The organism is Actinoplanes sp. G11-F43, from assembly GCF_050589265.1.
Taxonomy (GTDB): Bacteria; Actinomycetota; Actinomycetes; order Mycobacteriales; family Micromonosporaceae; genus Actinoplanes.
On the sequence record NZ_JBNZCE010000030.1, the window covers coordinates 1 to 12,766 of the forward strand.

The window sequence follows — 12,766 nt, forward strand, 5'->3', positions numbered from 1 at the left end:
TGGCTGGTCGCGCGGCGTGGGTCGTTCGGTATGCCTTGTGCTTCCGGTACAGAACGTTCTGTCTTGTTGGCTTCGATGGCCGGTCAGGGGCGCCCTACGCCCGGAACCCGCCGATGGCGCACAATGTCCGGCTTGTGCGCGGGCGTTCGGCGGCTCACCCCGACGGCGTCACGTACACGCCGGACGGTGGGCGCATGCCGGGCCCATGGCGCCGACGTGGGCACCCGAGCCGCGAACGTGTGTGCTCATCCGGGCCGACCCCGGGCCCGCGTCGTCCCGCGCCGCGAACGTGCGTGCGTGCCCACCGAGTCCCGCAGGCGTGCCGGAACGACGTTCATCCACCTCAGGTCCCGACGATCACTCAAGAAGGTCTTCGGATCAGCTGCCCATCGTCAGGTCTGGCCACGCGAGTCTCGGGTAGCGGAGATCGGACCTTGTTCACGGGTTCCGCTGCTTTGGAGGATGGTTCGACGGCGGGTGGGACGCGGTCGGCGTGACGTCTCCGCGGGTGAGCGGGCTCCCTTGATCAATCGCCAGGGGCCTGGGGTGGGGGCGGGGCGCGGATTGCGGTCGGCTTCGTGCGAGCTGTCCCATGCCTCTCACTGGTAGCTGGTGGCGTACTCGCTGGTGGGTTCGGTGTTGGTGATGACGTCGATCAGGACGCCGTCGGGGCCCTCGATGATGAAGTGGCGCTGGCCGAAGTCCTCGGTGCGGATGTCCAGGGTGGGTGTCAGTGACCCGTCCACCACGAGCCGCTGGTATTCCGCGTCGACGTCGTCCACCTCCAGGTTCAGCAGGATGCCGGTGGCGGCCCGGCCTCGGTGGCCGGCCGGGATGGTCTCGTGGTCGCAGTTCAGGACGGCGAGCTCCCACGTGTCGCGGCGCAGGCTCACGTACCAGTCGGCCTCGAAGGTGGTCTCGAATCCGAAGCGGGTGCGGTAGAAGTCGGCCACGATGGCCACGTCACGGGTCATGAGCACCGGGTACGAGCTTTTCAGGGGCATGATTCCTCCTCTTACATACGCCGTGTTTGTAAGTCGACTATACCTACACGACGTATGTAAAGTGAAGGTCGTGGCACGAGCTACCAAGGAAGAAGCCGAGATCACCCGGCAGCGGATCCTCGACGCGGCCACCGCCGGGTTCGCGGGGCGTGGGTACGCGGCGGTGCGGCTGGAGGAGATCGCGGCTGCGGCCTCGGTCACCCGTGGGGCGGTTTATCACCATTTCGACGGCAAGCCGGGGCTGTTCCAGGCGGTGACCGCGGCGGCCCAGCAGCGGATCGCCGAGCGGGTGCGGCGGGCGGCGGACGGGGCGGCCGATCCCTGGCAGGGGCTACTCCTGGGTTGCCGGGCGTTCCTGGCCGCCGCGGTCGCCCCGGAGAATCGGCGGATCCTGCTCATCGACGCGCCCGCCGTGCTGGACTGGGCCACCTGGCGGGCGCAGGACGACCACGCGTCCGGCCGTCTCCTCGCCGACGGCATCGCGGAACTGGCCGCCGCCGGGATCATCCGGGTCCGGTCGGTACGGATGACGGCGGCCCTGCTGTCCGGCGCGATGAACGAGGCCGCCCTGCGCCTGGCCGCGGGCTCGGAAAGCCTGGCGGGCCAGGAGAGCCTGGCGGGCCAGGAAAGCCCGGCGGGCTTGGAAAACCCGCACGCGGGACCGGCAAGCCATGACAGCGGCCCGGAGAGCCCGTCCCCGAGACAAGAAGAACCAGATGATCTGGACGACGCCCTCGCCGACCTGGAACGACTGCTGGACGGCCTGCGGGCCGCCTGACCCCCGAAGATCACGGGGGCCAGGCGGGTTCGAGCGGACCGCTCAGGGAGTGGTGCAGGAGAGGGCCGGGGTTCCGGGCGTACCGCTGGCGGTGAACCCGAAGATGGTGGATCCGCCGGCGGGCAGGCCGCCGTTCCAGGCGACGTTGCGGACGCTGACCGTGGAACCGGACGTGGTCAGCGTGCCGTTCCAGAGCTGGTTGATCGCCGAGCCGGACGGCAGGGTCCAGGAGACCGTCCATCCGTTCGTCGCGCTGCCGGACCGGACGGTGACCTCACCCTGGTAGCCGCCGTTCCAGGTCTTCGTTCGCAGTGTCGCGGTGCACGCGCCCGGCGGGACCCACGGTGACGTGGACGGTGACGGGGAGGCCGACGATGACGGGGAGGTCGACGCCGACGGGGAGGTGGGCGGCGACGACGGCGGGTTGGGTGCGCTGCCGGCCAGGCTGTAGGCGAGGTCGGGCTGGAAGGATCCGGCCGCGTACCGGCAGCCGTCCGCCTCGCCCGGCGGTTTGATCCACAGGTACGCGTCGATGTTGGCGTCGTTGGTGTTGACCGTCGGGTACTGGCCGATCCGCCGGTCGGTGTTGTCGTCGCCGCACCAGTCGCCGCTGGCGCCGCCGTTGCGGCTGGTGTCGATCACCTGCCGTTTTCCGCTGACGCCCTGGTTGTTCAGGGCGGAGATGATCGAGCGGCCGTACGCCGCCTCCGCACTGGTCGGCTGGAAGTTGGAGGCGTTGGTGTAGAAGCCGTCCGCTTCGGCGATCCCGGCGGCGACGAGCCGGGACGCCTGATCGCCGGCGCTGTTCCAGGCGGAGTGCCCGCCGTCGAGGTAGACCTTGGCGTTCGGGTTGGCGGCCTTCAGGGTTCGCGCGGCGGTGCGCAGCGCCTGGTTGCGGGCCGCGATCTCGCTGCTGTTGAGGCAGGTGAGCAGGGCGATCGAGTCGGGTTCCAGGTTGAGCAGGACGGTGCGGGTGCCCAGGTTGCGGGCGATGTTGCCGATCCACGTCTGGTACTGGTTGAGGTCGGGCGCGCCGCCGGAGCTGGCGCCGCCGCAGTCACGGTTGGTGATGCCGTACACGGTCAGGGCGGGGATCTGCCCGGCCGAGGCGGCGGCGTTGACGTAGGCGGCGACCTCGCCGCCGACGGTGTTGATGTTGAAGTTCGACAGCCAGCGGGTGGCCGGCTGGCTGGCGACCCGGTCGCGGATCACGGTGGCCCGCGAGTCGCCGGGGTTGGACTGGAGCCAGCGGGCGACGGGGGTGTCCGGGTCGCGGTAGAGGGTTCCGGAGATCGTGCCGGCCGAGGCGGAGCCGGTGACGATCAGGGCACTGGTCGCCGCCACGGTGGCGCAGGCGACGGCGACGCCGAGGATGCGGGAACGGGACATGGGGCCTCCCTGGGGAATGGGATGTGGGAGCGCTCCCAAAGTTAACAACATCGATGCCTGGCGGCAACATCAAGCCGGTCAGCGGCTCCGGTCGGCGCGATACGTGCGGTAGATCATCGTGCCCAGGACCGCCAGGAACACCACGATCACCGTCATCAGCAGAGCGAAAACCCCGTTACCCTGCGATTCCCGTACGCTCAACGCTCCGTTGATCAGGAAGTAGGCACCGATCACCCCTCCACCGATCGGAAAGATCCAACCGCTGGTCAGCGACTTACGGGGCGCGGGTTCGGGCGAGTCGTTCTTGTCAGTCACCCGCGCAGTATCACCCGGCTGTCAAACGGTGCCGATCACCGGGCGACCCATAGCGGGTACAAGGAACGGGCCGCGGCGGCGCACGCCCGGGTGTGGTCCCCGGCGGTCAGAGGGAGCAGTGGGCGCAGGATGTTGGAGACGTAGTAGCGGTGTTCGCGGGTGGCCGGATCGACGCCCTCCTCGATCAGGCCGAGTGCGGCGGCGCGGGACAGATGCCGGGCGGTGTCCGGGTGATCGTGGACGGCGTGCACCGTCTCCGCCGGGACCGGCAGCTCCACCACGTTGACCAGCGCGAGCATCCGGCGCAGCTCCGGGTCCTGGGCGTCGAGCAGTCGCGCGGCCAGGATGTCCTCGCGGAACCGGGCGGTCTCGCTCTCGATCGCGGTGAGCAGGCCGTCGACGTCGAGGGCCGGGTCGGCGACGATCCGGTCCAGCCAGTCCAGCAGGCGGGGATTGCCGTCCGCGGCGTGCACGGCCCGCTCCCGGGTGGCCCGGTCCAGGCGTGAGCCGGGGCGCAGGTTGGCCAGGCCGGTGATCTTCTTGACCCGTTCGACCTCGGTCAGGGTCTCCAGCGACTCCACCGTGATCCGGGTGCCGGGCGGCGCGGGGAAGCGGTACCGGCTGGTGATGATCACGCGGCTGTGGCTGCCGGTGTCCCGGATCGCGGTCAGCAGCGCCGGCAGCAGGGCGGCCATCGGCGGGGCGAGGACGTGGCCGCCGTCCCGGTCGTCGAGGTTGCCCTCCTCGAAGTCGTCGAACACGAACAGGCACGGGATCCGCCCGAGGGGGCCGTCCACGTCGAGCAGGTAGCGCAGCCGGGAGGTGAGCGGGATCTGCTCGTTGTCCAGGAGCTTCGCCGCCTCGATCTGCTCCTCCGGCGTACCGAATCGGATCCTGGTGGTGAGTTCGCGGAACCGGGGGAGGTCGACCCGGCCGATCCAGACCGCCCGCTGATGTGCCGGCATCCGCTCCAGCAGCCGGGAGGCGAGGCTGCTCTTGCCCAGGCCGCCCATGCCGTGCAGGACCAGCGCCGCCGGCTCGGCCTCCGGGCGCAGAACCCGCAGGCACCGTTGCACGACACGACGCCTGCCGACGAACGTGGCCCGGGACGCCACCCGGGACAGCTGGGTCTGCGGGTCCAGGAACTCCTGGGCGGCCGGCTGGACACGTACCAGCAAGCGGCCCTTGGTGTTGCGGGGAGTGACCAGCGAGGTCAGCGGCGAACGGTCGGCGTGCAGGCGCAACAGATGCCAGAACGGGCTCCCACGGTCGTGGAACAGGTGCCGGCGGGCGTCGATCACGGCCCGGTCCAGCCGTACGCCGTCAGCCAGCGCCTCGTACAGTCGCCCCGCCAGATCGGTCGCCGACACGTCACCGACCGGCAGCGCCCAGCCCAGCACCGCCGGGGCGCCGGCCCGCACCAGGCTCTCACTCATCGACGGGACCGACCCGCCGTCCGGGGCGCCACCGGTCCAGCAGCCGGACACGAACACCAGCCGCGGCCAGCCGCCGGACACCACCTGCCCGATCCGCTCGGCGGTGACCACGACGGCCCCGCCGAACTCGTCCTCCATCACCAGCCCCGGCTCGCCGCCGTCCACGATGGCGTGCCCGCTCAGGTGCAGGACGTCGAAATAGCCCTCACCGTAGTCGCGGATCAGCGTCCGCAGCCCGTCCAGCGTGCCGCTCTCCTCGACCACCAGCTCGGTGCCGGTCCGCGCGGTCGCCGCCAGGATCGCCGCCTCCTCGGCCTCGAAACTCAGCACCGGCTCGACTCCCTCCGGGGAGGTCGCCATGAACAGCACCCGCAACGGCCGGTTCGCCGGCCCGGTGCCGGCCGGCCGGGAGGCGTGCGAACCGACCACCCGCACCGGCAGCACCGGGGCCCGGCCGGCCACCGCCAGGAACCCGGCGTCCCCGGCCAGCAGCTCCCACGGCAGATGCCGCAACCGCGGGTCGGACGTGCTGATCCGCAGCGTGATCCCGGCCGGATCCCCGAGGAACGGGGTGAGCCAGCGCTGGTCGCCGTCCAGGAAATCGAACAGCCGCGCGCCCAGCTCACCCAGCAGCGGCGACCCGAACACCCGCTGTGCCACCGCGTCCGGCTGGTAGTCCCGCTCGACGGCCCCGGCCAGCGCGGCGGCCGCCACCGCGTCCAGGCCGCGGGTCACCGGCGGGCCGCCGTCCACGCGGAGACGGAGCTCGCGGTACGTGGAAGTGGGCTCGAACACCTCCACCTCGACGACCCTCATCAGCGCTGCGACACCGCCCGCTGCACGAGGGCGTCCAGCTCCTCCCGGCTGACCCCGGACACCTCGATCCGGGTGCCGTCGGCCAGCAGAATCGTCACCGTCGTCTCCTCCGGACGGGTCTCCCGCCACCAGTCCCAGATCGTCTTCGCCGTGTCCACCCCGGCGAACACCAGCGCGATGATCGCCACCGACAGCCCGGCGTCCCGCAGCACCTGCACCTGCGACACGATCTCGTCCGGCCGCGCCCGGCCGGCCAGCACGGCCTGCAACTCGGCGGCCCAGGCCTGCGCCCGCCCACCCGACACCTCGACCGTGGCAGTCACCATCGTCAACCCGTCCTCCTCACCGACTGCGGGGATGGTCGATACTCTACGTACCTCCGGCCACAGTGGGCGGAGCGCGAGAGGGGCGCCGGATGGTGGACGTCACCCGGTGGCGGGAGGTGCACCGGCTCGCGGTCGCCGGCGCCGAGGCGGACATCGCCCGCGACACCGGCCGGCGGCTGGGCTTGTGGTTGCTGGCCCGCTCGCACTTCGCCGACGCCGAGAGCATCGCCACCGCGACCCTGACCCTGGGCCCGGACCCCTACTCCTTCTACAACCGTGGCTGGGCCCGCTGGGCGACCGGCCGCCCGGGGCCCGGACTGGGCGACTACCGGCAGGCGCTGGAGCTGTACCGGCGGGCCGGTGACCGCGGCAACGAGGCCGCCACCCTCAACGGCATCGGGACCGTCCACCAGAGCACCGGTGAGCTACGGCAGGCCCTCGACCACTTCCGGCAGTCCCTGCCCATCGCGCTGGAGACCGGTGAACGGGCGGCCGAGGCCGCCACCCTCCACAACATCGGCAGGGTGTACGACGTGCTCGGTGACCCGCGGCAGGCGGTCGACCACTATCGGCGGGCGCTGAGCATCCGGCAGGAGATCGGCGACCGGGCGGGCGAAGCCGCCACCCTCAACAACATCGGCTACACGTACGCCGGCCTGGGCGACCGGCGGCAGGCGCTCGACCATTACCGGCGGGCGCTGTCCATCCTGCGTGAAGTCGGTGACCTGGCCGGTGAGGCGGCCGTTCTCAACAACACCGGCATCGTGCACCAGGGGCTCGGCGATCTCCGGCTGGCTCTCGACCATTACCGGCTGGCACTGTCCGTCCGGCGGGAGATCGGCGACCGGGCGGGTGAAGCCGTCGTCCTCAACAACATCGGCTCGGTGTTCGAAAGAAGCGATGACCGGCACCAGGCCGCCGACCACTACCGGCTGGCGTTGTCGCTCATGCGGGAGACCGGCGCCCGGGCCGCGGAGGCCTCCACCCTCAACAACATCGGCCTTCTGCACCACCGGGCCGGAGAACTACCGCAGGCCCTGGAGCATTATCGGCTGGCCCTGTCCATCGCCCGGGAGGTCGGCGACCGGGCCGGCGAGGCCTCCATCCTCAACAACATCGGTGGTGTGCACGACAGGCTCGGCGATCAGAGGCAGTCCCTGGAGCACTTCCGGCAGACTCTGGCCATCCGGCAGGAGATCGGCGACCGGGACGGCGAGGCGGCCACCCGGCGGAACATCGCGATGACCCACCGGGTGCTCGGGGACCTCACGGCAGCCGTGGCCGAACTCGAACAGGTCGTCGAACTCGACCGCCGGACCGAGCGCCCCGACCTGGAGGCCGACGTCGCGCTGCTGGACCGCGTACGCAAGGAGCTTTAGGGGTTTTCCGGTCCCGGGTGGTTCGCCATGATGGGGGAGGGCTACGGGACGGGGGAACGGTGAGCGGCACGCTCTTCGCGATCAGTGATCTGCATGTGGTGTACGCCGAGAACCGGCGGATCGTGCAGGACATGCGACCGCACGACGACGGGGACTGGCTGATTGTGGCCGGGGACGTCGGGGAGATGTTCGCCGACATCGAATGGGCGCTGGGCCTGCTCAGCAGCCGGTTCGCCAAGGTGATCTGGGCGCCGGGCAACCACGAGCTGTGGACGCCCCGCGACGACCCGGCGGCCCAGCGCGGGGTGGCCCGCTACGAGAAGCTGGTCGACATGTGCCGGGGGCTCGGGGTGTCGACCCCGGAGGACGACTATCCGGTGTGGACCGGTGCGGGCGGGCCGGTGCGGGTGGCGCCACTGTTCGTCGGATACGACTACAGCTTCCGCGCGCCCGGGACCAGTACCAAAGAGGAATCCCTCGCCTACGCCCACCGGACCGGCATCGTCTGCACCGACGAGGTGATGCTCTTCCCCGACCCCTACCCGGACCGGGAGACGTGGTGCGCGGCGCGGGTCACCTACACCGAGGCCCGGCTCGCCGCCTGCGCTCCGGACGTGCCGCTGGTCCTGGTCAACCACTATCCGCTGGTCCGCGAACCGACCCGGGTGCTGTGGCATCCCGAGTTCGCCCAGTGGTGCGGCACCGAACGCACCGCCGACTGGCACACCCGCTTCCCGGTGTCCACGGTGATCTACGGCCATCTGCACATCCCCCGGACCACCTGGTACGACGGGGTCCGCTTCGAGGAGGTGTCGGTCGGCTATCCGCGTGAGTGGCGGACCCGCTCGTCGGAGCCGGGCCGGCTGCGGCCGGTGCTGCTCGCGGGGGCGGCCGATGCTGCTACTCGGTGACGGCCCGCTCGAACGGCTGCTGCCCGACCCGGTCCAGGTGCGTGAGGTGTTCGGCGACCTGGACGGGGTGGAACTGTTCCCGGAGGAGCAGGCGGTGATCGCCCGGGCGGTGGACAAACGGCGGCGCGAGTTCGCGACGGTCCGCTCCTGTGCCCGGGAGGCGCTGGCCGGGCTGGGGGTTCCGGCCGTACCCATCGTGCCCGGTCCGCGGGGTGCGCCCGGCTGGCCGGACGGTGTGGTCGGCAGCATGACCCACTGTGACGGCTACCGGGCCGCCGCCGTCGCCCCGGCGTCGCGGGTGCGCACCATCGGGGTGGACGCGGAACCGGCCGGGCCGCTGCCGGACGGGGTGCTGGCGGCGATCGCGCTGCCCGAGGAGCTGACCGCGGTGGCCGCGCTGACCGCCGCGGACCCGGGGGTGGCCTGGGACCGCCTGCTGTTCTGCGCCAAGGAGGCGGTCTACAAGGCGTGGTTCCCGCTGACCGGTGAGTGGCTGGACTTCAGCGAGGCCAGGATCACCCTCGGCGCCGGCACGTTCGCGGCCCGCCTGCTGGTGCCGGGCCCGGTGACCCCGGAGGGCACCCTGTCCGGGTTCACCGGCACCTGGCTGCACCACCGGGGCCTGCTGGTCTGCGCGATCGTCGTGCCGGTCCCGGCCTGACGGCTCGTATGATCGGCGCAATGTGCGCCGCCGAGTCATCGCCCCTGTCGACACCCGTTCCACCGCGCCGGTTCGCCGCGTTGCGGAACGCGGACAGCCGGACCTATCTGGCCGGGGCCGGGCTGGCGATGATGGCCGACAACATCGAGCATGTCATCACTTACTGGGTTTTGTGGGAGAAGTTCCACTCGCCGGCTCTGGCAGGTTTTCAGGTGGTCAGCCACTGGCTGCCGTTCCTGCTGTTCTCGCTGCTCTCCGGAACGCTGGCGGACCGCTACGACTGCCGCCGGGTGATCCAGGCCGGTCAGCTGCTGTTCATGCTGGTGTCGGCCGCCTGGGGCGTGCTGTTCCTGACCGGTGAGCTGGAGATCTGGCACGCCTGCGTCCTGCTGGTCCTGCACGGCTGCGCCGGCGTGCTGTGGGGCCCGGCCGAACAGATGATGCTGCACGACTTCGTCGGCCGGGAGGCGCTGCCCAGCGCGGTCCGCCTCAACGCCACCTTCAAGAGCCTCGGCGTGCTGTGCGGCCCGGCCGTCGGCTCCCTGCTGCTGCTCGGACTCGGCCCGACCGGCGGCATCTTCGCCAACATCGCGATCTACCTGCCGTTGACCGTCTTCCTGTTCCGGACCAGGTTCACCGGTCACGTCCGCGACTCCGGCGGGCAGCCGTCCCGCCCCGGATTCCGGGACACCGTCCGGGTGCTGCGCGAGGTCCGCGGCGACCGCCTGCTGGTCGGCATGATCCTGCTGGCCGGGCTGGGCGCGTTCTTCGTCGGCGCGTCCCTGCAGTCGACGATGCCGGTGTTCGCCAACGACCTGGGCGCCGGGGACGCCGGAACCGCCTACGGCACCCTGCTGTTCGCCGCCGGCGCCGGGGGAGTGCTCGGTGGCCTGGTGCTGGAGGCCACCGGCTGGATCCGCGGCAGCGTCCCGGTGGCCGTCGCCGCCACCATCCTGTACGGCCTGACCACGATGCTCTTCGCCCTCACCGACGACTACCGGATCGCGGTCGGCATGCTGGTGCTCAGCGGCGTCGCCAACCTGGTGGCCACCTCGACCGCGCAGACCGTCGTCCAGTTGCGGGCCCCCGCCGCCGAACGCGGCCGGGTCCTCGGCCTCTACGGCATGTCGTCCAGCGGCCTGCGCCTGGGCAGCGGTTTCACGGTGGGCGCGGCCGGCGCGGTGGTAGGTGTGCACACCTCGCTGGCAGCGAGCGCGGCGACGATGTGCGTGGCCGCCCTGGCCGTCTGGGCCTGGAGCGCCCGCCGCCGCTGAGACGTGCCCACGTCCGGCACGCTCCGCCCGCGCCGGCCAGGCGCTGGTGGACCGTCTCCCCATCATCGTGGCGCCGTCGAGAACGCCGGAAGAGTGAGGGTGAAGACGGCTCCGGCGGGGCTGCGCGCGGTCAGGTCGCCACCGTGGGCCTGGGCCAGCCGCCGGGCGATCGCCAGGCCCAGGCCGCTGCCGCCGGTGCTGCGGCTGCGGGAGCCGTCCGACCGCCAGAACCGGTCGAAGACCCGGGGCAGGTCCTCCGGGCTGATGCCGCCGCCGGTGTCCTCCACCTCGGCGCCGTCCGGCAGCGCCCGCAAGGTGACAGTGCCGCCGGCCGGGGTGTGCCGGATCGCGTTGGAGACCAGGTTGCCGATGATCTGGCGGAGCCGGTCCGGGTCGGCGGTGACACGTACCGGCGGGCCGTCCGGGATGGTCAGGGTGACCCCGGCCGGCCCGGCGGTGCCGCTGTGCGAGTCGGCCACCTGGCGCAGCACCTCGCGCATGTCGCAGTCGACCGGGTGCAGGCGCAGTTCACCGGCGTCGGCGGCGGCCAGGTCCCGCAGGTCGCTGATCACCCGCTGGAGCAGGACCGCCTCCTCCAGCAGCAGGTCGACGAGCGGCCGGTCGATCGGGGCGAGCCCGTCCTGGGCGGCCTCCAGCCAGCTGCGGATGTTGGTCAGCGGGGTGCGCAGCTCGTGGGCGACGTCGCTGATCATCTCGCGGCGGCGCCGTTCGGTGGCCAGCCGGCGGGTGTCCAGGTCGTCGAGGGCGGCGGCCAGGTGACCGATCTCGTCGCGGCGGTCCGCCGGGACGACCGGGAACCCCTCGGCGTTGACGGCGGCCTCGGTGAGCCGGGTCAGCGGCTGGATCAGGCGGCGGCCGGCCAGCACGGTGATCAGGACGGCGGCGGTGAGTACCGCGGCGGTGACGACCACGATCCGGGTCAGGTTGCCCCGGGACAGGTCGTAGGCCGGGGGCGCGGCGGCCGACGACGGGTCGGTGACGTACAACAGTGCGGCCGGTGCCACGTACGGCCGCAACTGGGCCTGCCGGGCCTCGACGGCACAATCGCGCAACCGTTGACTTCCGGCGGGCGCGGCGCCGGTGAGGGTGAAGTCGGCCGGGCTGATCCAGATCGCCCCGTCGGGGACCGTCAACCCGGCGCAGCGTGCCGTCGCCGCGGTCAGTTCCCGCAGGGGCGCCCGCTCGGTCGGCATGATCTCGGCGGTGGCCCGGCACTGCGGGTCGCTGCCGCCCAGGATGATCGCCCGGCCGCTGGGCAGGGTGGTGCGCCGGGCGTCGGCGTCCGCGCTGAGCAGGCACCACAGGTCGGCGTCGGCGGCCCGGTCCAGGCGGCCGATCTCCGGGTCGGTCAGCCGGTACGGGCCGACCACCCGAGGGTCGATCCGTTCGGTCCCGGACGAGATGCTCAGATCGACGTTGAGCGGGTCGACGAGCGCTGACGGCCGGGCGTCGCCGAGGTCCGGGCCGGGCGCGGTCTCGGCGATCAGTGTGCCGTCCTGGGTCAGCAGGGTGATCCGGCGGTCCGTCCGGCCGCTCGCCAGGATCCGCCGCACCCCGGCCCAGTTCGGGGTGGTGGCCGCGTGCGCGATCAGCAGGTCGTAGAGGGCCCGGTCGTCGGCCAGCACCTGGCCCTGCTCCTGGCGCAGGGCGCTGGTGGAGGTCTGCACGGCCAGCCAGGCGGTGGCGGCGATGGCACAGACCGCGATCACGATCGAGGTGGCGAGCAGGCGCACGACCAGACGCCGCCGCCACGGGATCCTCACCCGGCCAGCTTGTAGCCGACACCGTAGACGGTCACCAGCCGGGCCGGCCGGCGCGGATCGTCCTCGATCTTGCGGCGCAGGTTCTTGATGTGCGAGTCGATGGTGCGCTCGGTCGATTCCCGGTTCCGCCCGGCGGTGCGTTCCAGCAGCTGCATCCGGGTGAACACCCGGTCCGGGGCGGCGGCCAGCGCGGCCAGGATGCCGAACTCGTCGGGTGTGCACGGGATCTCCCGGCCGTGCAGCAGGATCCGGTGCCGGTCCCGGTCGACGGTGAGCGCACCGGCCCGCCGGACGTCGCGCGGGGCGGCCGGCACCCGGCGCAGCAGGCCGCGGATCCGGGCCATCAACTGCCGTGGGCTGTACGGCTTGGTCACGTAGTCGTCGGCCCCGGTGTCCAGCCCGAGCAGCACGTCGTCGTCCTCGCCGAGCGCGGTGAGCATCAGCACCGGCACATCCGACCGGTCCCGGATCAGGCGGCAGGCGGACACCCCGTCGAGGGCCGGCATCAGCACGTCCAGCACCACCAGATCGACGCCACCGGCCCGGACCCGCGCCACCGCCTGCTCACCGTCGGTGACCATGATGGGGTGGTGGCCCTCCGCCTCCAGGTAGCGGCGCAGCACCTCCGCCTGCCGGGGATCGTCCTCCGCCACGAGCACGTTCGCGCACATGGTCGGAGATGGTAGGGGGCGC

The 12,766-nt window shown here is 72.0% G+C and carries 12 protein-coding genes; 5 read left to right on the top strand and 7 right to left on the bottom strand.

The features are described from left to right. Positions 1-599 precede the first annotated feature (599 nt). Positions 600-1,004, bottom strand: a complete 405-nt coding sequence (locus ACQ0O7_RS32715; protein WP_430787874.1) for a VOC family protein — start codon at positions 1,002-1,004, stop codon at positions 600-602. Positions 1,005-1,074: 70 nt separating this feature from the next. Between ACQ0O7_RS32715 and ACQ0O7_RS32720 the strand changes: the two genes are divergently transcribed. Continuing rightward, positions 1,075-1,782 (top strand): TetR family transcriptional regulator, encoded by a 708-nt coding sequence (locus ACQ0O7_RS32720; RefSeq protein WP_430787876.1) that lies wholly within the window; start codon positions 1,075-1,077, stop codon positions 1,780-1,782. Positions 1,783-1,824: 42 nt separating this feature from the next. On the opposite strand, the gene ACQ0O7_RS32725 is transcribed toward ACQ0O7_RS32720, so the two are convergent. The 4 genes from ACQ0O7_RS32725 to ACQ0O7_RS32740 form a co-directional block, all read right to left on the bottom strand. Further along, on the bottom strand, positions 1,825-3,171 hold the full coding sequence (locus ACQ0O7_RS32725) for a glycoside hydrolase family 6 protein (RefSeq protein ID WP_430787878.1): 1,347 nt from the start codon (positions 3,169-3,171) through the stop codon (positions 1,825-1,827). 78 nt (positions 3,172-3,249) lie between these two features. Then, positions 3,250-3,486, bottom strand: a complete 237-nt coding sequence (locus tag ACQ0O7_RS32730; protein WP_430787880.1) for a hypothetical protein — start codon at positions 3,484-3,486, stop codon at positions 3,250-3,252. Between the two features lie 35 nt (positions 3,487-3,521). Further along, positions 3,522-5,738, bottom strand: coding sequence for a CHAT domain-containing protein (locus ACQ0O7_RS32735; protein ID WP_430787882.1), 2,217 nt, complete (start codon positions 5,736-5,738; stop codon positions 3,522-3,524). Further along, on the bottom strand, positions 5,738-6,070 hold the full coding sequence (locus tag ACQ0O7_RS32740; protein ID WP_430787884.1) for a hypothetical protein: 333 nt from the start codon (positions 6,068-6,070) through the stop codon (positions 5,738-5,740). The genes ACQ0O7_RS32735 and ACQ0O7_RS32740 overlap by 1 nt, the downstream gene beginning before the upstream one ends. 83 nt (positions 6,071-6,153) lie before the next feature. Between ACQ0O7_RS32740 and ACQ0O7_RS32745 the strand changes: the two genes are divergently transcribed. The 4 genes from ACQ0O7_RS32745 to ACQ0O7_RS32760 are packed head-to-tail and all read left to right on the top strand — an operon-like array spanning position 6,154 to position 10,289. After that, on the top strand, positions 6,154-7,443 hold the full coding sequence (locus tag ACQ0O7_RS32745) for a tetratricopeptide repeat protein (RefSeq protein ID WP_430787886.1): 1,290 nt from the start codon (positions 6,154-6,156) through the stop codon (positions 7,441-7,443). A 59-nt stretch (positions 7,444-7,502) separates the two neighbouring features. After that, a complete protein-coding gene (locus ACQ0O7_RS32750; protein ID WP_430787888.1) occupies positions 7,503-8,354 on the top strand; it encodes a metallophosphoesterase family protein in 852 nt (283 codons plus the stop codon). After that, the gene (locus ACQ0O7_RS32755; protein ID WP_430787890.1) at positions 8,338-9,015 is read left to right on the top strand and encodes a 4'-phosphopantetheinyl transferase family protein; all 678 of its coding nucleotides are present in this window, start codon (positions 8,338-8,340) and stop codon (positions 9,013-9,015) included. Before ACQ0O7_RS32750 ends, ACQ0O7_RS32755 begins: the two co-directional genes overlap by 17 nt. 20 nt (positions 9,016-9,035) lie before the next feature. Continuing rightward, positions 9,036-10,289 (top strand): MFS transporter, encoded by a 1,254-nt coding sequence (locus ACQ0O7_RS32760; protein WP_430787892.1) that lies wholly within the window; start codon positions 9,036-9,038, stop codon positions 10,287-10,289. 62 nt (positions 10,290-10,351) lie between these two features. On the opposite strand, the gene ACQ0O7_RS32765 is transcribed toward ACQ0O7_RS32760, so the two are convergent. Continuing rightward, positions 10,352-12,073 (bottom strand): HAMP domain-containing sensor histidine kinase, encoded by a 1,722-nt coding sequence (locus ACQ0O7_RS32765; protein WP_430787894.1) that lies wholly within the window; start codon positions 12,071-12,073, stop codon positions 10,352-10,354. Further along, positions 12,070-12,744, bottom strand: a complete 675-nt coding sequence (locus ACQ0O7_RS32770; RefSeq protein ID WP_430787896.1) for a response regulator — start codon at positions 12,742-12,744, stop codon at positions 12,070-12,072. The genes ACQ0O7_RS32765 and ACQ0O7_RS32770 overlap by 4 nt, the downstream gene beginning before the upstream one ends. Between the last annotated feature and the right edge of the window lie 22 nt (positions 12,745-12,766).